Genomic DNA, 20,777 nt, shown 5'->3' on the forward strand with positions numbered 1-20,777 from the left:
GTATTAAACTTGTGCGGCTATGAAAATCAAATTCCTGTTTTCGACAGCCGCCATGCTTGCGCTTTTTGTCGCTTCCGTTTCATCTTCGACAAGTCTTTCAACCCGACAATCGAAACCGGCAAATCCGCCAACCGAGGCGTGCGACATTGATGCCTATATGATTGAAGATGACCCGAACGGATTGAATGTGCGTTCGGGTCCGGGCAAAGATTATCCGGTGATTGCCGTGTTGCCAAAAAAAGAGGAGCCGAACCTGATTCACATTAGTGGCGCAAGCGGCGCGTGGGTCAGAATCGCAATGGCTGAAACCTTGGAAGGCGAGCCCTTATTCAACGGTACGGGTTATGTTTTCGCCTCAAAACTGGCAACCTCCATTCGACCGGATGGAGCGGGCGGCTATCAGGCGCGAATCTTTCAACAAGCGAACCTCAAGAGCAAAGTGGTGACTAGAATCCCTGCCGAATCCGAAGTCTTGATTATCGGTTGCGCAGGCAAATGGGCGCAGGTGCAAAGCAAAAGCATCAAAGGGTGGCTCAGCCCCAACGGGCAATGCCCGAATCCTGTAACTACCTGTCCGTAAAAATTTCTGAAAATAAAAAGTGATGAAGGTGATGAATCAAACCTGGTGTCGAAAAAAAATGGTTGTGTCTGCGATTTTATGGCTTTTCCTCAGTTCCTCGATGCCGCAAGCTTTTGCGAAAACCGATTTGAAAGCGATGCGGGCAAAAATCGAAGCCTTAATCCAACAAAGCGGCGCAGAGATAGTCGGCGTCGCCTTTTATGACTTGAAAACCGGCGATGAACTTTTGATGAACCCTGATGAAAGCTTACACGCGGCATCGACGATGAAGGTGCCGGTGATGTTGGAACTTTACCGGCAAGCCGCTGCGAAAAAATTTTCACTTGATGACCAAATCGAAATTAAAAATGATTTTGTGAGCATCGCCGATGGCAGCCATTTCTCAATCGGCAAGGATGACGATTCCGAACCGACCCTGTATAAACGCATCGGCGAAAAAGAGACGATTCGCGAATTGATGCGCCTGATGATTGTGATGAGCAGCAATCTGGCTACCAATATTTTGATTGAGCGCGTTGATGCTAAAAATGTGATGAAGACCATGCGCGAGATGGGCGCAAAAAACATTCAGGTGTTGCGCGGCGTCGAAGACAACAAAGCCTTTGAGCGCAAAATGAATAACACGACGACGGCGCGCGATTTGATGATTATCTTGCGCCGTATTGCCGAAGGTCGCGCGGTTTCCCGTCAGGCTTCCGATGAAATGATTCAGGTGTTACTGACGCAGCATTTTAACGAAGGCATTCCGGCGGGCGTCAGTCGCGATGCGAAAGTGGCGCATAAAACCGGCTCGATTACCAGAATCTATCACGATGCGGCAATCGTTTTTCCAAAGGGGCGCAAGCCTTACGTGCTGGTGGTGCTGACGCGCGGATTTGCCGATGGCAAACAGGCACATCGATTGGTCGCGGATATTTCCAAAGTAGTTTATGACTCGACGGTGAAATAACTGAAATGTGCGCGAATTAAATCGCTTCTCTCTGAGTACAATGAGAAAAAACTATACTCAGCCTCAGTGTCTCAATGTCTCTGTGGTGAAAAAGAAAAACCACTGAGACACTGAGATTTTATAGAACACGACTCGCGCGCACTGCAAATAATTCAACAGGCGCAAACGCTCATTGGGTCGCTTAAATGTGAGAGAAAATCGCAATCAACCGTGAATCGGATTGTGGAATCGCGTGGGTTTCAATAACCAATTTTTCAGCAGTTTGTTTTTTCAAATGGTCAACCATATCGGGCGCGCAATAGAGCATCAGTTTTTGCTCTGCGCGCATTCGTTTTAACACCTGCGGCATCATCTCGTCGGCGCGATCAAGGGCGCGACTGGTGAGCCTTTCAAACGTTGATAAATCGAAAGCTTCAACTCGCGAACCGGCAATTTTGAAATTCGCTAAACTGAGCGCGTCTTTGACTTCATAAAGAAACAGCGATTTTTTTTGATTGGCTTCCAGCGCCGTGACCTCAACCTCGGGCAAAGCCACTGCCAACGGAAGCCCGGGGAATCCCGCGCCGCTACCGATGTCTAAAAGAGTTTTTGCCTGACCGACAAACTGCGCGCCAAAAAGCGATTCGCCATAATGCAGGCGCGCGGCATCAACGGGTTCGATGATGCGGGTCAAATTGGTGCGCTGATTCCACCGCAACATCAATTCGTAATGTTTGACCAACTGCGCTAGCTGATTTTCTTTAATCGAGGTGATGTTGAAATCACTCAAGACTTTTTCAAGCGCGGATTGAAATTGAGCAAGGTAATCGGCAAACGAGATTGAATGAATGGAGTTTGCGCCACGCTCCCTTGCTCCCTTGCTCCCTCTCTCCCTTTCTGCTTTTCTCGCTTTGTTGACCATCGCCCTAATCGTTACAATAAAATTTCAAGAAAGCAAAACCAATTTTTATAAGGACAAATTTGAAGCAAGCGAATCATATCAAAGCCATCTCATTCGATTTTTGGAATACCCTGTTTACCGAACAGGACGGCGGTTTCAAGCTCTATCAGGATACTCGTCGTCGCCTCCTCACACGCGCTTTACGCGAACTTGGATACGCTGTCACCGAAGCGCAGGTTGCCGAAGCCACTTTGCGCGAAGCCGAATCCCATCATTTAATCTGGACGCTGGAACATCGCACACTGGTTGCTGCCGACCGGTTGCGACGTGTGTTGAACATACTCGACGTGACGCTTCCCGATGAGGTGTTTAACGAAGTGGTTATCGCCTACGAAGAAGGTATACTTGAACGCCCGCCGACGTTGATTGACGGCGCGTTTGAAGTGGTTGAACATCTCGCCCGACATTACCGGCTCGGCATCATATCCGACATCGGCTTTTCGCCGGGACGCATACTTCGCGAAGTGATGCGACAGGCAGGCGTTTTAGAATTCTTTGAATCACTGGTATTTTCCGATGAAGCGGGACGGTCGAAACCGCATCCTGAGGTCTTCACGCAAACCCATCGTCAGCTTGCTGCTGAACCCGCAGCCTGTGTGCATATCGGCGACCTCGAACACACGGACATTGTCGGCGCCAATCGCGCGGGCTTTTATTCGATTCGCTTTGTCGGAGTGACGCCGATGCTTGATGGCGAAAGAAGCGATGCCCATTTTGTGACGACCAGTTTGCGTGATGTGCCGCGTTGCATTGCAGAGATAGAAAATCGTTTGGAAAGGGAACTGACGAAATGAAAATTTTGAGTTTACAGGAAGCCGAACGGGCTGCGGATTTTGATATTAAATTGGTGACGGTTCGCGCTTCGCGTTACCGCGTCTTCGGCTCATCGGAACGCATCCCGGATGGTGAAATGGTCGTCGTTGATTTACGCGGCTCGGTCAAACCCGAAGATTTCGAGGCGCGCTTTCGCGTGCTTGATAAACACCCCGCCTTGCCGATTATGTTGGTGCAGAAATTGAGTTGAAATTCAGCCATTGCCAGTAAAGACGCCGCGCCGGTTGAGCAAGCGGTCTTTGACCGCGTCGTTGGCAAATCGCAGACCGCTTGCTCAACCAATTCAAAGTAAAGGCAATCGCAAATCGCTCCAAGCGATAACCTATCTTGATTCAAGTGCATTGCGAAGTCTGGCAATGTCGCGTAGGGGCGGAGCGCCAAAAAGCTTTTTGTAGTCGCGACTGAAGTACGATGGGTCTTCGTAGCCGACACGGAACCCGGCGCTTGCAGCATCGAGGTCTTCGCCAAGCATCAAGCGGCGGGCTTCCTGAAGGCGTAATTGTTTTTGAAATTGTAAAGGACTCATCGCCGTCACCGACTTGAAGTGATGATGGAACCCCGAAACACTCATGCCGAATTCGCGCGCGATATTTTCAATTTTAAGCGGCTGGTCAAAGTTTTCGCGCAGATGCCCGATGGCTTTGGAAATGCGCTGAGTGTCGCCTACCGAAGCCACAAGATGGGTGAGCCGCGCGCCCTGTTCGCCTCTTAAAAGTCGATAAACCATCTCGCGAATGATCAGCGGCGCAAGCATCTGCATCTCATCCGGGGTGTCGAGAAGTCTGATCAGCCTGAGAACCGCATCCAGCAGATTGGCATCAATCGAACTGACATCCATCGCCTTGACGCTGGCGTCGCTTTTTTTAGTTTCAATGCCGGATTCCATCATGAGTGAGGCGACTAACGCAGCCTCGAGATTTAATCGAAAACTCAAATAGGGGCGCTCCTCAGAAGCTTCGACGACCTGACTGACGATTGGCAAATCAACCGTAGAGATTAAGTAATGTCCCGAATCGTAGCGGAATACTTCTTCACCTAAAAGCACCTCCTTGCTGCCCTGGGCAATGACGCAAAAGGCAGGCTCGAACACGGAATGCAGCATCTCCGTCGGTTGAGATGAACGAGCGAGAAAAAAGCCGGGAAAGACTTCTAATACTTTGTCATCGGGAAGCACGCGCGCCATGCGCTCGACCAGTTCTTCCCGGTTGCTTTGCATCCGGTGTTTCTCGCGTTTCGTGTCTCGAAAGTTCATAAGCTCATATTAATCGCTTTGTTTCTAATGAGCACGCCGCGCGCAAGAGTTTTGCAGGATTGTACAATTATTCGCGACTATCGTCTTACCGTCCGGCATTCCGCAGCCTTTATAATCAATCTCAAGCAGAAGGATAAAAAATGGCTGCTAACCAAACAAAAAAATATTTGAAGAAGGTTGAGGTAAGCCGATTGCCGGCGCCTCGAAGGAGTAATTATGCAAAAACGAAAACTTGGAAATAGCAATTTAGAAATTTCGGCTCTCGGTCTCGGCTGTATGGGAATGAGTTTCGGGTATGGCCCAGTGGGAGACAAACAGCAGATGATCGCGGTGATTCGCGCCGCTGTTGAAAGCGGCATTACGTTTTTTGATACCGCTGAAGTGTATGGCCCGTTCACCAACGAAGAACTCGTTGGCGAAGCGCTCGCTCCCGTTCGCGAACAAGTGATCATCGCCACCAAGTTCGGGTTCAAAATTGATCCCACAGCAGAGCGTGGTATCGGTGGGCTGGATAGCCGACCGGAACACATCAAAGAAGTTGCCGAAGCCTCGCTCAAACGACTCAAGACCGACGTTATTGATCTGTTCTATCAACACCGCGTTGACCCGAATGTGCCGATTGAAGATGTGGCGGGAGCCGTCAAAGATTTGATTCAAGAAGGCAAGGTCAGGCATTTCGGTCTTTCGGAAGCAGGCGCGCAAACCATTCGTCGCGCCCACGCCGTTCAACCGGTTACGGCACTTCAAAGCGAATACTCGCTGTGGTGGCGCGAACCGGAAGCGGAAATACTGCCGACCCTTGAAGAACTCGGCATCGGCTTCGTTCCTTTCAGTCCGCTGGGGAGAGGTTTCCTGACGGGCACGATTGACGCCAACACGACATTCGACAGCACGGATTTTCGCAGCCTTGTTCCGCGCTTTTCGCCGGAGGCTCGCAAAGCAAATCAGGCTTTGGTGGATTTAATTGGCAAGTTCGCAGAACGAAAGCATGCCACGCCCGCGCAAATCGCGCTCGCCTGGGTGCTTGCACAGAAGCCCTGGATTGTGCCGATTCCGGGAACTACGAAACTGCACCGCCTACAGGAAAATATTGGCGCCGTTGAAGTAGAACTGACGCCCGACGATCTACGCGAAATTGATCGCGCCACCTCGCAGATTACGGTGCAGGGAGCGCGATACCCGGAACATTTACAGAAGATGACCGGACGCTAAACGGTTTGGAACCAAACGACAAGCAAAATAGAAATCTTATTACTGTCTTTGAAAAAATGATCATCAAGGAGCAACAAATGGAAGTAAGAAATATTAAAGCCTTCGGCGCCGAAGCCGCCGATGCGCCATTAAAACAATTGAACATTCAACGCCGAATGGTCACCCCACGAGATGTCGAAATCGAAATCCTTTATTGCGGCATTTGTCATTCGGATTTGCACTCGGCGAGAAACGAATGGCAAAACACCATTTATCCGATTGTTCCCGGTCACGAGATTGTCGGCAGAGTAACCCGGGTCGGCAGTCAGGTGACGAAATTCAAAGTCGGCGAGCTTGCCGCAGTCGGCTGCATGATAGATTCGTGCAGGGAGTGTGAATATTGTCAGCAAGGCTTGGAGCAACTTTGTGAACCGGGCAGTACCTTGACATTCAACTCACCGGACAAATTCTTAGGCGGACAAACCTTCGGCGGCTACTCGGAAAGCATTGTGGTTGATGAAGACTTTGTGCTGCGAGTGCCGGAGAATTTAGACCTCGCGGCTACGGCTCCGTTACTTTGTGCAGGCATCACCACTTATTCGCCGCTCAAGCACTGGCAGGGTGGAGCGGGCAAAAAAGCAGGCATTGTCGGTTTAGGCGGACTGGGGCATATGGCGATCAAACTCGCCAAAGCGATGGGCGCTTACGTTGTGGTTTTCACGACATCACCTTCCAAAACCGAAGCCGCGAAAAAATTGGGAGCGGACGAAGTCGTTTTATCCACTGACGCAGCGCAGATGAATGCCAAGACGAAAAGTCTCCATTTTATTCTCGATGCCGTATCTGCCCCGCATGACATTAACGCTTATCTGAACCTGCTGAAGGCTGACGGCAATTTGGTGCTGGTCGGCGCGCCGATGGAGCCGCTGCCGGTAGCCTCGTTTAATCTCATTTTGGGAAGAAGGAGTTTTTCAGGCTCACCGATTGGCGGCATTGCTGAAACCCAGGAGATGCTGGATTTTTGTTCTGAGCATAACATTACTGCGGATATTGAATTGATCGGAGTTCAGCAGGTGAATGAAGCCTATGAGCGTTTGCTGAAAGGCGATGTGCGGTATCGTTTTGTGATTGATATGGCTTCGCTGAAAAAATAATCCGTCGGCAGGATTCGGCAATTCCGTACAGTCGCCGATTCTGCCTGAGATTGCCAATGCGATTTTCACGGCAACGGGCGAACGCCTTCGCGCGCTGCCGATGACGAAGCAGGGTTTCAGCTTCGCGTGAAAGTATTGTGAAGTAGAGCCGCTTACCATTTTATAAGTGTTCAAAAAAATTCAGCGCGGGCGTATGAGAATACGCCCGCGCTGAATTTTTTTGTGCAAGGCAATGCCGCCGAGTTGTGGCACCCTGAAAGGGCAATGACATTAAGCCAGCCAATTGCCGCGTCGCTGATGAGCGCACGAACGGTTCCGTTGCGGCGCAAGCCCAACGGCTGTAGACAAACTACAGGTTATAGGTGTAGAGTGGGTACATCCTACGATATTTTCAGGAAAGGAACACCGCGATGAAACCTCACAAGAAACGAAGCTACGAAAACCGCATCGAGCTGCTGCAGGGGACGCTTGACCTGCTGATTCTGCAAACCTTGCAATGGGGGCCGCGCCACGGCTACGGCATCAGCCAGGCAATTCGCGCCGGTTCGGGCGAAGTGCTGCAAGTGGACACCGGCTCGCTTTACCCGGCGTTGCACCGGCTGGAACGCAAGAAATGGATCAAGTCCGAATGGACGGTGTCGGAAAACAACCAGAAGGTCAAAAGCTATCAACTGACGGCAACTGGCAAGAAACAACTCACCGCCGAACGCTCCAACTGGGAGCGGCTGACCGCAGCAATGGCGGGCATCTTGAATCCATCAGAAGGGGCGTGAAGTATGCAATTCTGGCGACAACGCAAAGACGAGGAACTCAACATGGAAATCCGCCATCATCTCGATGAAGCGATCCGCGACCGCATCGCGCGCGGCGAAGCGCCTGACGAAGCCCGCGCCAATGCCTTGCGCGAATTCGGCAATGTCGGTTTGGTCAAAGAAGTCACACGCGCAATGTGGGGCTGGGCTTGGCTCGAACAGTTGGGACAAGACTTGCGGTATGGTCTGCGAATGCTGTTCAAACAGAAAGGCTTCACGCTGGTGGCTGTGCTCAGCCTCGCGCTGGGCATCGGGGTAAACACGGGCGTATTCAGCCTGATGGATGCGGTCTTGCTGCGAATGCTGCCGGTCGCAGAGCCGGAGCAACTCTATTTTGTCAACAATGTAGGCGCGCGTGGCGGCGGCGGCGCGCCACCGTATCCGTGCTTTGAGCGATTCCGCGACCAGAGTCAATCTTTTACCGGGCTGGCGGCTTTCACCCGGCGTGATCTGCGTATCAGGATTGATAGCCAACGCGAAGAGATTCAGGGGCAGTTTGTCTCAGGGAATTACTTTGCGGTGCTTGGCGTCAGCCCGGCGCTGGGGCGCGCGCTCAGCCCCGCAGATGATGCAGTGCCGGGAAAAGGCGGGCCGGATGGCTACGTTGCGGTCATCAGTTACAACTACTGGACACGTCGCTTCGGTCGCGACCCGGAGGTCATCGGCAAAGTGGTAGAAATTGGCAACGATCCCGTAACGATCATCGGGGTGTCGCCGCCCGAATTCTATGGCTTGTTTGCCGGCGCTGAAATGGACATTTCGTTGCCGCTGATGTTTGAAGGGCAGCGCCTGCTGGCTTCCAAAAATACCTGGTGGTTCAACGCCGTCGGCAGGCTCAAACCTGATGCTTCCGTCGCCCAGGCGCAGGCGGAGTTGGAGGCGATTTTTCAGCCCTTCATGACAGAAACCACGGTCTCAGCCGAAATGCGGCGCGACGCCTTCGCGCGCATCGAACTTACTCCCGCAGGCAGAGGGCTGGACACCGTGCGGCGGCAGTTTTCCCGCCCACTGCAAACCCTGATGGTGATGGTCGCGCTCGTGCTGGCTGTAGCCTGCGCGAATGTGGCGAACCTGTTGCTGGCGCGCGCTACGGCGCGTCGTAAAGAATTCGGCGTGCGGCTGGCATTGGGCGCGAGTCGAGGGCGAGTGGTGCGCCAGTTGTTGACCGAAAGCCTGTTGCTGGTTTGCTGCGGCGGGTTGCTGGGGCTGTGGTTCGCGCACTGGAGCGGCGACTTTCTGAAGAGTTTCTTTGCTAGTGGCAGTGACCGCCTGTTCATTGATGTGACGCTCAATTACCGCGTCTTGCTCTTCACCACGGGCGTCGCTTTACTGACCGGATTGCTCTTCGGACTTGCCCCTGCCTGGCAGGCGACACATCTTGACCCCGCGCCCGCGCTCAAGGAGAACACCAGTATGAATACGCGGCGGCGTTCGCGCTTTGGCAATTTGCTGGTGGTTACGCAAGTCGCGCTGGCATTGCCCCTGCTGGTCGGAGCGGGATTGTTCCTGCAAACCATGCGCAATCTCAAGCACCTGGATGCGGGTTTCCGCAGCGACGGCGTGGTGACGATGCGCGTGAACCCTTCGGCGGCGCTTTATCGGGACGAGCGATTGTCTGATTTGTGGCAAGACATTTTGGCGCGCGTCACCAGGCTGCCGGGCGTGCGGGCTGCGAGTTTGTCAACCATCACGCCACTGGGCGGGGTTGATGCGGTCAAATCGGTTGAGGTCGCGGGTTTTACTCCCGCCACACCGCAGGAACAGGAAGTTCGGCTCAATCAAGTCTCACAGGGCTTTTTCCAAACCTTCGGCATCAGCCTGTTGCAAGGGCGTAGCTTCAACGAAGGCGATAACGAGGCTGCGCCGCAAGTCGCGTTGCTCAACGAAACCGCAGCACGCTTCTATTTCGGCGACCGCAATCCAATCGGCGCGCACCTCAGCTTCAATCGGGGCGCGAAAGCTGCGCCTGCGGTTTATCAGGTGGTGGGCGTGGTCAGAGACTCGCGCTATAACAACCTGCGCGAACCGGACACGCGGGCGGTTTACCTGCCGATGCGGCAAGCGATTGATCAATTGGGACGATTGATGCTCGCGGTGCGCGGCGAAGGGCGCGCGCTTGACTTGACGACTGCCGTCCGCAATGAAGTGCGCGCGGCGGGCAATGACATTCTGCTTACCCATCTCGCTACGCTTGACGAACAGGTTAACCAATCGCTGTTGCAGGAACGCCTGCTCTCGACGCTCGCGCTGTTTTTCGGGGGGCTGGCGCTGCTGCTGGCATGCATCGGGGTGTACGGCGTGCTGAAGCTCGACGTAGCGCGGCGCACACACGAGATTGGTATTCGGATGGCGCTCGGCGCGAGCGCGGGACGAGTCAGGCGATTGGTTTTGCGTGAAATGCTTGGTTGGGTCGCGCTCGGTGTGGCGATTGGATTAGGCGCTGCGCTGCTTGCCACACAGTGGGCGGAAAGTTTGCTGTTCGGACTGAAACCGAACGATCCGCTGACGATTGGCTTAGCGGTGGCGTTACTGTTAGCAGTCGCGGCGGTCGCCGGGTATTTGCCTGCGCGCCGCGCCGCCAAAGTTGACCCGCTTGTGGCGCTGCGGTGCGAGTAAGCCCGGAATGGAACAGACGCGCGCCGCAGCGAGAGACCGTTTTTATCTGCGATTGCCAATGCGGTGTTTTCATTCACAGGCGAACGCCTTCGCGCGCTGCCGATGACAAAACAGGATTTCAGTTTTGCGTAAACCGAGAGGCAAACTGAGAAGCGTGGGCATCCCTCACGCTTCTCAGTTTGCCTACCTTAACTTTTCCCCAGCAGGGAGCGATGTGCTGAAAGGAATTCTGCTACAGTCACCAGCGCGCCCAGTCAAATCTTCAACGACAGAAGGGCACGGAGGTTTAGGCGAAGGCGTGAAATACCAGCATCAGTCAAGCAGTTGCTTGACAAAGTAAGTTCAGTAGTGTATACACACACTAAGATGTCTAAAGAACTAGATATGTCAGCAATGGAGAATTGCGTGTGCTTCAACCTGCGTTGGGTGACGCGGGCAGTGACGCAGTTTTTTGACGCGGAAATGCGGCGGCATGGCATCCGCCCCACGCAGGGGTCAATTTTGCTTGCCTTGAATTCAAAAGAAAGTTGGACGATGGCGGAATTAAGCGATTGGCTTGGGTTGGAGCGCACGTCACTCGTGCGTAATCTCCGACCCTTGCAGCGGGATGGTTTCGTCAAAGCCGTCGGCGGCGGGCGCGGTAGCCGTGTGGAACTGTCAATTACCGCCAAAGGGCGAAAGAAAATTGAGGAAGCCATGCCAGCCTGGCGATCCGCCCAAAGCGCCGTGGTCAAAACACTCGGTGAAAAACGTTGGTCTGCCATACTCTCTGATCTCGAAACTGCGGCGCTGTCCCTGAACCAATAAACCAATAACCCTGAATGCCACTAAAGGTGGCAAATTGAGAATTAAATTGTGTATATGCACACTTCACTAGCAAACAAAACCACATTCGTCACCGGAGTTTCCTCCGGCATCGGGCGGGAAATCGCCCAGTTACTGGCGGCGCGCGGCGCGCGCGTGTTCGGCACGGTGCGCAATCCGCAGTCGGTCAGTTCGATTCGCGGCGTAGAACTTGTCCGCATGGAGGTCACGGACGACGCCGGCGTGAACGCCGCGGTGCAGAGCGTTGCGCAAAAAGCCGGCCCGATTCAGCTTCTGGTCAATAACGCCGGTTACTCATTTATGGGCGCGCTGGAAGAAACCAGCATCGAAGAGGCCAGGCAGCAGTTTGAAACCAATCTCTTTGGCGTGTTGCGCGTGACGAACGCCGTCCTGCCGGGAATGCGACAACAGGGCTATGGGCGAATCGTCAACATCAGTTCTGTGGTAGGTTTTCTCCCCGCGCCGTATTGGGGAATTTACGCCGCGAGCAAACACGCTGTGGAAGGATATACCGAGACGCTGGATCACGAAATCAGGAGGTTCGGCGTGCGCGCGGTGTTGGTTGAACCGGCATACACGAAGACCAATCTCAGCGGAAACACCAAGTCTGCAAAAATCAATCTCGAAGCTTACGCGGAAGAACGAAAGCGTATGACCGAGATGGCGCTGCAAAGCATCGAACGCGGAGACGATCCTCGCCTGGTGGCGGACGCGGTTTGGACTGCCTTGACCGCGAAGTCGCCCCGGCTGCGTTATCCGGTCGGCAAGGGTATCGCCTTGAGCCGAATGCGCCGCTTTGTTCCCGCTGGCATGTTCGACAAAAGTTTCCGCAAGCAATTTCAACTGGACTGATTTTATGAACACACCATTCAAGGAACATCCCACGGTCAAAGCGCATCAACAAAGACCTGCGCTACAGAAAACATCCGAACCACTGGATGCTGCCTGGCTGCGGCAGTTGTGTCTCGACGCAGGCGCCGATGATGTCGGCTTTGTGGAAATTGACCGTCCGGCGCTGGCAGAGGAACGCCCACACATTCAACGCGCTTTTCCGCACACGCGCAGTCTCATCAGTTTTGTGCTGCGGATGAATCGCGACAATGTTCGCAACCCGGCGCGCTCGGTCGCGAATCTGGAATTTCATCACACCGGCGACGAGGTCAACGATGTGGCGCGACGCATTACGGCGGCTCTGGAAGGCGCGGGGATTCGGGCGCTGAATCCGCCGATGGGGTTTCCGATGGAGGCCAACCGCTGGATGACCGAGCGGATTTGGATGGTGGCGCACAAGCCGGTCGCGGTTGCGGCGGGGCTGGGTCGCATGGGCATTCATCGTAACGTGATTCATCCGCGCTTCGGCAATTTCATTTTGCTCGGCACGATTCTGGTTGGCGCGGAGATCAGCGCATATTCGCACGAACTCGATTACAACCCGTGTCTGGAATGTAAATTGTGCGTAGCCGCGTGTCCGGTTGGCGCGATTGGCGCGGATGGCGCGTTCAATTTCTCCTCGTGCTACACGCACAATTACCGCGAGTTCATGGGCGGGTTTGAAGATTGGGTCGAAACGATTGCCGACAGTAAACACGGGCTGGATTACCGGCGACAGGTGAAGGAGTCGGAATCGGTTTCGGTGTGGCAAAGCCTTTCTTTTGGCGCAAACTACAAGGCTGCGTATTGCATGGCGGTGTGTCCGGCGGGCGAAGACGTGATCGGGCATTACCTCGCATCGAAGAAGGATTTTACCGATGACGTGGTGCGCCCGTTGCAGGCCAAGCGCGAGCCTGTGTATGTGGTGCGCGGCTCGGACGCTGAGACGCACGTGCAGAAGCGTTATCCGCACAAGACCGTGCGACAGGTGCGCAATTCGCTGCGTCCGCGAAGCATCGCCAACCTGCTGTTTGGAATGCCGCTTTCGTTTCAGCGCCACGCCGCCGGCAAACTTGACGCCATTTACCATTTCGTATTCACCGGCAACGAGCCAGCCGAGGCGACAGTAACAATTCGCGCCGGAAAACTGACCGTCGAGGACGGACTGCTGGGCAAGCCGAACATCAAGGTCATTGCCGATTCGGAAACCTGGCTGGGATTTCTGGCAGGCGAACGGAACCTTTTGTGGGCGCTTGTCACGCGCCGCGTCCGGTTGCAAGGAAACCCGAAATGGCTGCTGGCATTCAAACGCTGTTTTCCGTCGTGATGACGAATGGTCGCTGGCGTGACCGTGGTGACAACATTCTGAGGAAGCAAATTGCCAACGCGGTGTTCTCAACGAGTGAACGCCTTCGCGCGCTGCCGATGACAAAGCAGGGTTTCAGCTTCGCGTAAAAATATTTTGAATTACAGGTCGAATCTACGCCCGATGAGCCAGGCGAGTTTGATAGCGCCGCACTGTGGAAGTGAGCGCATCAAGCGCCGGACACCGGTTTATCCAATAAAATATAGATAACCGGACGTTCATAAAGCGCGCCCCTGTTTCAGGTCTGATTTTTTCAGGAAGATGTCCCGACAGAATAGAGTGATTTTCTTAGCAAGCCGCTAAAGTCTCCATCCTGCCGGGTGACAAAATAGGAACGCCCTGATTGGGAAATCGCTTGCTTGATGATGAATTAAATCAATGGGTCATCTTCAACCGCCGGTTGATTTAATTCTTTGAGTTTTTCAATCAACCGCGCCGCTTCCTGATAGGATAATTCTTCACGCGATTGTTTGCCGGTGAACTCCACCAGCAACTGTTTTTGCGCCGGGCGTTGATTGGGTTTTATTGATTCCAGCAGTTCTAAAATTTCATCTTTTTGAATTTCGGTTGCCATACGCTCCGTTTTTGCTGGCGCAGTCGTTGCGGTTTCGGTTGCCACTCGCTCAGGTTTTACCGGCGAGGCTTCTTTCACAGCGGTCACGACTTTTTCACGAAAGGTTTCTGCCATTCGCGTTTGTTTTTCCATCTCTTCGCGGCTGGCGATGCCGCGCTTGACTTCAAATCCGCATAAAGCCAATGCTCTTCCGACACTCGAGGTTTCGCAGACCTCAATATAAGAGGTCTTTTGCACGAATCCCGCATCGCGATATTCATAAGCGTGACCGGTGGCTGCCGGTTGCGCGTCGTCTGCGTTGCGGAAAACCTCGGCGCGCATGAGAATGAATCCGCGTTCGGCGTCGTGTTCCAGAATATGGGTGATGATGCGACCTTGCGGATGTTCGCGATAAAATTTTTCAATGCGTTCGGCAACCGTGACGTAATCCTGCATCGGGTTGCCGCGTTGTGCTCCTTGTTGTGCCATATGGTTCTCCTTTTGTTTTTTCGATAAAGTTGCGCTTTAAATTTACTCTGTCGCGCCTGCGGCTTTCAATAGACCAACAATTTCCTGGTGTCCCTCTTCTTCGGCATAGGCTAACGCGGTTTTACTTTTAGTGTCTTTAACCGTCGCATCGGCATTTGCCGCAAGCAAAGCTTTCACAATATCTGTGCGCCCGCGAAGCGCAGCGGCGATGAGCGCCGTGGTATTTTGGTTATTGCGCGCATTCACATCTGCGCCTTTGGCAAGTAAAAAATTGACAATCTCCGCGCGCCCGAAAGTGGTCGCGTACATCAATGCCTCATCGCCATCATTATCTCTGGCGTTAATCTGCGCGCCTGCCTGAACCAGCAATTTAACGATTCTCATTTGCCCGTCCTGGGCGGCGTACATCAACGCAGAGGTGCGCCCGATGCGGGTTTCATTGGGGTCGCTGCCATTGGCGAGCAATCGCTCTACAGTTGCCGCGCGACCTTCGCGCGCGGCTCTGATTAAAGACATTTCGTTCGACCCGCCGATGTTGACCAGCGAAGAGAAAATCAAATAGGCAAATAAAAGCAGCGGCACGCCTATCCATCCCAGCGTGGCTTTTCCCATGCGGTCTGTCTGGGTTGGGGTTTCGGTTTGCAGGCTATCGGTGGCGGTTTTTTCTATCGCTTCACCGTTTGCCTGCTTGGCTTTGAAATAAAGCAGCGCCATCGGCATTGCCATATAAACCGTGTGCATCAAGGCGAGAATGAACCAGCTATACCCGGCTGTGAAATTGCGAATCATCGGCAAGGTCATCGCCGCGACGGCGTCCGTGCGCGTACCGCCAAACGCATACGCCATGATGGAAGTGATGCTTGGAAAACCGATGACCGCGGCAAGTGTGATGCCGAAATCGCGGGCTGATAATGAACGGGCGATGGGGCGCACCGGTTGCGCCAGTTTTTCGGAACGCGCAAGCGTTTGTAAAGCTGTGTGATTTTCCAAAGCCGCAACCGAAGGCGCAAGTAAAACATCGGTGTATTTTTTAATTCCCGGCAACAGGAGTTTCAGCAGATTTAAAAAGATTAAGCCGACGCTCACCATCATCGTCAACAGGAGTTTGGGCAACCGTTTCAAAAAATTTTTCAATATCGTAGATAGTTTGATTTTTGCGGTCGGTGACAGCCGGGCTTCTTCCATAATCATTGCGCAAAGCGCCGTATTCAAATGCGCGCAAATCATCAGCAACACAAATAACGACGCAAAGAATACAATCGCTGCCCCGAGCTTTTGAGACAGAACAGCATCAAAGGCTAAGCTCAAACCTATCGACAAGGCTGCCATCGGCAGATAGATAAAAATCGATGCGCCAAAAAAAGTTTTTTGCGCTGCATAGTAAAAGGCTTTTGCCTGCCTTAAAACATCGGCTTCACTTTCTGAGCGCACCCGCAAGGCGGTTGCAAAAGATTCGGCGCTTAACGGGCGGTCTTCAGGGTTTTTCGCCAGCGTTGACATGACGAGCGCCGCAAGTGACTCGGGTAAATCCGCGCGCCTGGTTTTTAAATCAGGTGGCATAGCGGTTGAATGCAGATTGATGAGTTCCATCATCGAGCCGGTAAACGGCGTTTCCCCCGCAAGCATTTGATAAACGATGACCCCAAGACTGTAGATGTCCGAACGCGCATCAAGATGTTCGCCGCGACACTGTTCGGGTGACATATAAAGCGGGGTTCCGAGAATGGAACCGAACGCCGTCAATTCAACCGTCGCCGCCGGGTTCATCCGCGTTACATTGCCCTGTGAATTGGTCGCCTGCGTTGCCATTTTCGATTGCGCGTAGCGGGTTGCGGATTTCTGTTGCGAACTTTTCACTGCACTTTGCGAATCCGTCTGAATGAGCGTCGCCTCATCATTGACAATTTGGGTCGCAGAAGCCGGTTTAATCTGCGTTGCGGGTTCCTCTGCGCCGGTATTGCTGATTTGCGTAGCCGCTTCCTGCGTGACCGCCGCTGATTGAATAACCGTTGTGGCTTCAATCTCGGTTGTCGTGGATGGGTATTGAATCAGGGTTGCCGCTTCATCAAGATTTGCGCTCGATGGTTGAATGAGGGTTGCCGCTTCCGGTTCGCTCGATGTCGCGGGTTGAATCAAAGTCGCCGCTTCGATTTCCTCATGCGGGTTTTGAGTTTGCGTCGCGCTTTCACTTACAAATTGCGCCTCGGTGTTGGCGCTTGCGCGAATGGTGTCCGTAGGTTTGACATTGAGTTGGGTTGCCAGTTGCGGCGCATCCGTTTGTACGAGTTCTTCGGCTTCATCGGAAATGGTATCGCGCAATTTGGCAAGCCCGAAATCGAGAACCTTGACGAGATAGCCGCCGCGCCCATCGGGTTGCAACCAGATGTTATCGGGTTTCAAATCGCGATGAATGATGCCGAGTTCATGGGCATTGCCGATGGCGAGACAAACCTGTTCGACAAAATCAACTACCAGCGGCAACGGTAAACGCTTTTCGCGTTTCAACATCTCGCCAAGCGAACAGCCATCCAGATATTCCATCACCAGATAAGCGAGTTGATCTTTGCCGAAAACCGTCACTCCAAAATCCGTGACGTTGACGACATTGGGATGGCGCAAACGACCTGCGGCTTCGGCTTCACGGCGAAAACGTTCGCCGACCTCGGCGTTTGCCATAAATTGCGGGGCGATGACTTTGAGGGCAACGGGTCGCTTGGTTCCAATGTGGGTCGCTAAAAACACTGCGCCCATACCACCTTGACCGAGCAGTTTGTCGAGGTAGTATTTTCCGTCCAGGGTTTGCCCTAATAAATTCGTCAGTTGCATAAATGTTCAGTGTTTATACCACAACCAGGCGAGAAATCCACAAGGCGAGCCGGTTGCAGGAAAATGAATTCCTAAAGATATTCACGAAATATCATTGAGCCAAATTTGCCAGGTACATTCCCAGCGGATGCGACGGATTGAGCGGATTTTCGCGGATAATTTTGAGACATCGGATAGCAATTCTCATTAACACTACTCATTGATAGAAGAAAATCCGTCCTCGTCCGCAATATCCGCCGCATCCGCTGGGAAAGCCAACTTGATGAGCCGAGCAGGGGTTTTCCATCTATTACTTTTGCGTCAGATTGGTTTTGAAAATTCAGCCAGAAAAATCGAATTACTCAATCGGAGATTCAACGCGCGCATCAACCCAGCCGACACAGGTTGCCGCGCCGCATTCGCATTTAAAGAACCACGGTGATGCCGGAATCGGATGATGCAAATAATTAAAGGTGATTTCTTCGCCCGCTTGAATATTCCGCAAGGCAACGAGCATTCCCGTTTCATCAAACTTTCCATTCGCATCGCACGAATGATTCGTCGCATGCATCGGCATAAGCGGTTGAGACCAATAATCGAACGGATAGATTGCCTCGCCGGTTTCGTAGTTGCGTGTTGCAAACAACCCCGCGCCTTTATCGCCCAGGTCGCGAATTTCAAAACGCTCATGGTTGAAAGTGATGGTCGGCGGGTATTCGCTCATGGATTCCTTAAATAAAAGCAGTTTTAAATTATTGCGCTTGCCAGTCGCCGCGCAAAAAAGGCAATGCGGTGGCAATGAACGGCGCGGTCATCTCTAAAAATATGGGACCGTGTCCAGCGTTGGGAACCATCCACAAATAAGCATTGGGCATCGCTTCGTACAGTTCAATGGCGAGTCGCGCCGGATAAAACGGGTCGCGGTCGCCATGCACAATCAAGGTTCGCGCAGTGATGGTTGACAGAAGCGGCGGGGTGAAATTCATATCATCAAAACTGTCTTTGAAATGATGCGCTTGTGTCCACAACGCGCGAATTTGCGCGTCGCCGTGTTTATGCCACTCGCGCATCTGTTGCCATTCGGTTTCGGTGTGGCTGTCGGGCGTCATGGCTTGCATAATGGCGCGGGCTTCATCGGGAAAGTAAGGCGCACAGCTTACAATGACCATCGCTTCAATGCGTGCAGGTTGCTGGGTTGCCATATGCAGCAGGGTTTTTGCGCCGCCGCTTAAACCAATAGCTTTGAATTTTTCGATGTTCAACAGGTCAAGCATTGCAAACAGATCAAGCGCCGATTGCCGGAAAGTAAAGGTATTCGATGGATTGGTGGTGCGTCCGTGCCCGCGCAAATCGGGAATGATGAGTTGATATTCTTTAACGAAATCAGTGACGAACGATTGCCAGTTGCTGCCGCATCCCGAAAAGCCATGCAATAAAACCAGCGGCTCACCCTCGCCATAAATTTCACAATACATTTCGATGTCGTTGATAGATAAGGTTTGTTGGATTGAAGAAGTTGCCATTGCGATTTTAAAAGGAAATAAATGAATTCAAGTTGCCAACCTGGAAATGCCCCGAAGGGGCTTTGGAGATTAGCCTGTGGCAACGCCACAGGAAATCCGGCGACCACAAGTTTCTTCGCTCTGGAAGAGCGATGGATGAAAAACAACTTCCTGCGCCCCGTCAGGGCGCGAGGGTTGGTTGATATGTACATCTCTCCAGTGGCTGCACCACTGGCTAATTTCCTCTGCGCCTCCGGCGCATTTTGAATAACTAAAATTTATTCCCACTCAATCGTCGATGGCGGTTTGGAACTGATGTCATAGACGACGCGGTTGATGCCTTTGACTTCACTGACGATGCGCGAAGAGATGCGTTGCAGTACATCATACGGCAGTCGCACCCAATCCGCTGTCATGCCGTCAACCGAATCGACGGCGCGAATGGCGATGGCGTTTTCATAAGTTCGCAAATCGCCCATCACACCGACACTCGACACCGGCAACAACACCGCGAAACTCTGCCAGATTTTGTCGTACAAATCGGCGCGGCGAATCTCTTCGATGACAATCGCATCGGCTTCCTGCAACAGCGCCACGCGGTCGGCGGTTACTTCGCCGAGTATGCGAACCGCAAGACCGGGACCCGGAAATGGTTGTCGCCCGATAATCTCTTCCGGTAACCCAAGCTCGCGCCCGACTCTTCGCACTTCATCTTTGAAGAGTTCGCGCAACGGTTCAACCAATTTCAAATGCATCTTTTCAGGCAGACCCCCGACGTTGTGATGCGATTTGATGACCGCCGAAGGACCTTTCACGGATACCGATTCGATCACGTCCGGGTAAAGCGTGCCCTGTACGAGAAAATCAACTTTGCCGAGTTTGTTGGCTTCTTCCTGAAAGACTTCGATAAATTCATTGCCGATGATTTTGCGTTTCTGTTCGGGGTCAGTGACGCTCGCAAGTTTCCCTAAAAACCGTTCGCCCGCCGCGACACCGACAACATTGAGGTGCATCTCTTGGTAAGCTTCCAAGACCTGCTCGAATTCATTTTTACGAAGCAAACCGTTATCAACAAAGATGCAGGTTTGCCGGTCGCCAATCGCGTGCGCCACGAGCGCCGCCGCTACCGATGAATCCACGCCGCCCGAAAGCCCGCACACCACCTTGCCGCCGCCTACCTGCTGTTGAATTTGCGCAATGGCGGTTTCAATAAACGATGCCATCGTCCAATCACAGTGCAAGCCGCAGACATTGACCAGAAAATTTTTCAAGACCGCTTTGCCGAGCGGCGTGTGGGCGACTTCGGGGTGAAACTGTATGCCGTAAAGTTTGCGCGAAGGGTCTTCAACCGCGCCGATTGCCGCATCGGTGGCGGCGGTGATGGTGAAGCCTTCGGGCGGCAGGCTCACATAATCGCCGTGACTCATCCAGACTTTTAAGGATTGCGGCAGGTCTTTGAATAACAGGCTTTCGGATTGCTTTTCGATTTCCGCATAGCCGTATTCGCGACGATTCGACGGTTTGACTTCGCCGCCTAAAAAATAGGCGAGCAGTTGCACGCCGTAACAGATGCCAAGCACAGGAACGCCGAGTTCAAGCACGGCGCGGTCAGGATGCGGCGCGCCCGCTTCGTAAACCGAAGACGGACCACCCGAAAAAATGATAGCTTGCGGGTGTTTCGCCTTGAGGGTTTCGATTGATGTGTTAAAGGGAACGATTTCGGAATAGACGCCGATTTCGCGTATGCGACGGGCGATGAGCTGGGTGTACTGGGAACCGAAATCAAGGACGATGACTGTTTCGTGGGTTGTAGTCATAGGTTAAGCGAGGATTATAGGGAGGCGAGTCGCGCAGTGTAAAGCGACAGACTTTTGTGGCTGTAAGAGAAGTTGAATCCAAACCGAGTTCTGATTTCATCGAACATTGATTTATGACAGGATAAAGAAAGATTACGGAACAGACGAAATAAAGCGGAACAAACGGAAAACGACATTGAGGAAAAGGAAAAAGCTAAAAATCTTTTTTATTCCTGCTTCCGT

20 protein-coding genes are annotated in these 20,777 nt (G+C 52.9%); 13 read left to right on the forward strand and 7 right to left on the reverse strand.

Annotated elements, in window-relative coordinates:
• The first annotated feature begins 19 nt into the window (after positions 1-19).
• Both AB1757_00960 and AB1757_00965 read left to right on the forward strand, forming a co-directional pair.
• A complete protein-coding gene (locus AB1757_00960; GenBank protein MEW6125604.1) occupies positions 20-580 on the forward strand; it encodes an SH3 domain-containing protein in 561 nt (186 codons plus the stop codon).
• Positions 581-611: 31 nt separating this feature from the next.
• The gene (locus AB1757_00965; protein MEW6125605.1) at positions 612-1,529 is read left to right on the forward strand and encodes a serine hydrolase; all 918 of its coding nucleotides are present in this window, start codon (positions 612-614) and stop codon (positions 1,527-1,529) included.
• A 181-nt stretch (positions 1,530-1,710) separates the two neighbouring features.
• On the opposite strand, the gene rsmG is transcribed toward AB1757_00965, so the two are convergent.
• Positions 1,711-2,430 carry a 16S rRNA (guanine(527)-N(7))-methyltransferase RsmG gene (rsmG, locus tag AB1757_00970; GenBank protein ID MEW6125606.1) on the reverse strand — a complete coding sequence of 240 codons (720 nt, stop codon included), beginning with the start codon at positions 2,428-2,430 and terminating at the stop codon, positions 1,711-1,713.
• A 59-nt stretch (positions 2,431-2,489) separates the two neighbouring features.
• Between rsmG and AB1757_00975 the strand changes: the two genes are divergently transcribed.
• Positions 2,490-3,263 carry an HAD family hydrolase gene (locus AB1757_00975; GenBank protein MEW6125607.1) on the forward strand — a complete coding sequence of 258 codons (774 nt, stop codon included), beginning with the start codon at positions 2,490-2,492 and terminating at the stop codon, positions 3,261-3,263.
• A complete protein-coding gene (locus AB1757_00980) occupies positions 3,260-3,493 on the forward strand; it encodes a hypothetical protein (GenBank protein ID MEW6125608.1) in 234 nt (77 codons plus the stop codon). The genes AB1757_00975 and AB1757_00980 overlap by 4 nt, the downstream gene beginning before the upstream one ends.
• 132 nt (positions 3,494-3,625) lie before the next feature.
• Here the strand turns inward: AB1757_00980 and AB1757_00985 are convergent, their stop codons facing one another.
• Complete coding sequence (locus AB1757_00985) at positions 3,626-4,519, reverse strand: AraC family transcriptional regulator (protein ID MEW6125609.1); 894 nt, start codon at positions 4,517-4,519, stop codon at positions 3,626-3,628.
• Positions 4,520-4,771: 252 nt separating this feature from the next.
• Here AB1757_00985 and AB1757_00990 point away from each other — a divergent pair, with 252 nt between their 5' ends.
• The 8 genes from AB1757_00990 (at position 4,772) to AB1757_01025 (ending at position 13,478) form a co-directional block, all read left to right on the forward strand.
• The gene (locus tag AB1757_00990; protein MEW6125610.1) at positions 4,772-5,767 is read left to right on the forward strand and encodes an aldo/keto reductase; all 996 of its coding nucleotides are present in this window, start codon (positions 4,772-4,774) and stop codon (positions 5,765-5,767) included.
• A gap of 77 nt (positions 5,768-5,844) precedes the next feature.
• Entirely contained in the window at positions 5,845-6,900 is a 1,056-nt protein-coding gene (locus tag AB1757_00995; protein ID MEW6125611.1) for an NAD(P)-dependent alcohol dehydrogenase, read from the forward strand.
• A gap of 410 nt (positions 6,901-7,310) precedes the next feature.
• Complete coding sequence (locus AB1757_01000) at positions 7,311-7,673, forward strand: PadR family transcriptional regulator (GenBank protein ID MEW6125612.1); 363 nt, start codon at positions 7,311-7,313, stop codon at positions 7,671-7,673.
• Between the two features lie 3 nt (positions 7,674-7,676).
• Positions 7,677-10,328: an ABC transporter permease gene (locus tag AB1757_01005; protein ID MEW6125613.1), complete on the forward strand. Its 2,652-nt coding sequence runs from the start codon at positions 7,677-7,679 to the stop codon at positions 10,326-10,328.
• A 366-nt stretch (positions 10,329-10,694) separates the two neighbouring features.
• Positions 10,695-11,135 (forward strand): MarR family winged helix-turn-helix transcriptional regulator, encoded by a 441-nt coding sequence (locus AB1757_01010; protein MEW6125614.1) that lies wholly within the window; start codon positions 10,695-10,697, stop codon positions 11,133-11,135.
• A 54-nt stretch (positions 11,136-11,189) separates the two neighbouring features.
• Complete coding sequence (locus tag AB1757_01015; GenBank protein ID MEW6125615.1) at positions 11,190-12,005, forward strand: oxidoreductase; 816 nt, start codon at positions 11,190-11,192, stop codon at positions 12,003-12,005.
• 4 nt (positions 12,006-12,009) lie between these two features.
• Positions 12,010-13,350, forward strand: a complete 1,341-nt coding sequence (locus AB1757_01020) for an SCP2 sterol-binding domain-containing protein (GenBank protein MEW6125616.1) — start codon at positions 12,010-12,012, stop codon at positions 13,348-13,350.
• Positions 13,314-13,478: a hypothetical protein gene (locus tag AB1757_01025; protein ID MEW6125617.1), complete on the forward strand. Its 165-nt coding sequence runs from the start codon at positions 13,314-13,316 to the stop codon at positions 13,476-13,478. Before AB1757_01020 ends, AB1757_01025 begins: the two co-directional genes overlap by 37 nt.
• A gap of 281 nt (positions 13,479-13,759) precedes the next feature.
• Here the strand turns inward: AB1757_01025 and AB1757_01030 are convergent, their stop codons facing one another.
• The 4 genes from AB1757_01030 to AB1757_01045 all read right to left on the reverse strand — a co-directional run bounded on the left by AB1757_01030 (position 13,760) and on the right by AB1757_01045 (position 18,759).
• Positions 13,760-14,431 (reverse strand): hypothetical protein, encoded by a 672-nt coding sequence (locus AB1757_01030; GenBank protein ID MEW6125618.1) that lies wholly within the window; start codon positions 14,429-14,431, stop codon positions 13,760-13,762.
• Positions 14,432-14,473: 42 nt separating this feature from the next.
• The gene (locus AB1757_01035; protein MEW6125619.1) at positions 14,474-17,257 is read right to left on the reverse strand and encodes an ankyrin repeat domain-containing protein; all 2,784 of its coding nucleotides are present in this window, start codon (positions 17,255-17,257) and stop codon (positions 14,474-14,476) included.
• 337 nt (positions 17,258-17,594) lie between these two features.
• Positions 17,595-17,960, reverse strand: a complete 366-nt coding sequence (locus tag AB1757_01040) for an SET domain-containing protein (protein MEW6125620.1) — start codon at positions 17,958-17,960, stop codon at positions 17,595-17,597.
• Positions 17,961-17,988: 28 nt separating this feature from the next.
• Complete coding sequence (locus tag AB1757_01045; GenBank protein MEW6125621.1) at positions 17,989-18,759, reverse strand: alpha/beta fold hydrolase; 771 nt, start codon at positions 18,757-18,759, stop codon at positions 17,989-17,991.
• Between the two features lie 21 nt (positions 18,760-18,780).
• Between AB1757_01045 and AB1757_01050 the strand changes: the two genes are divergently transcribed.
• Complete coding sequence (locus AB1757_01050; GenBank protein MEW6125622.1) at positions 18,781-19,005, forward strand: hypothetical protein; 225 nt, start codon at positions 18,781-18,783, stop codon at positions 19,003-19,005.
• 11 nt (positions 19,006-19,016) lie between these two features.
• On the opposite strand, the gene guaA is transcribed toward AB1757_01050, so the two are convergent.
• Entirely contained in the window at positions 19,017-20,555 is a 1,539-nt protein-coding gene (gene guaA, locus AB1757_01055; protein MEW6125623.1) for a glutamine-hydrolyzing GMP synthase, read from the reverse strand.
• Positions 20,556-20,777: the final 222 nt, after the last annotated feature.

This window comes from Acidobacteriota bacterium (assembly GCA_040754075.1).
Lineage (GTDB): Bacteria > Acidobacteriota > Blastocatellia > UBA7656 > UBA7656 > JBFMDH01.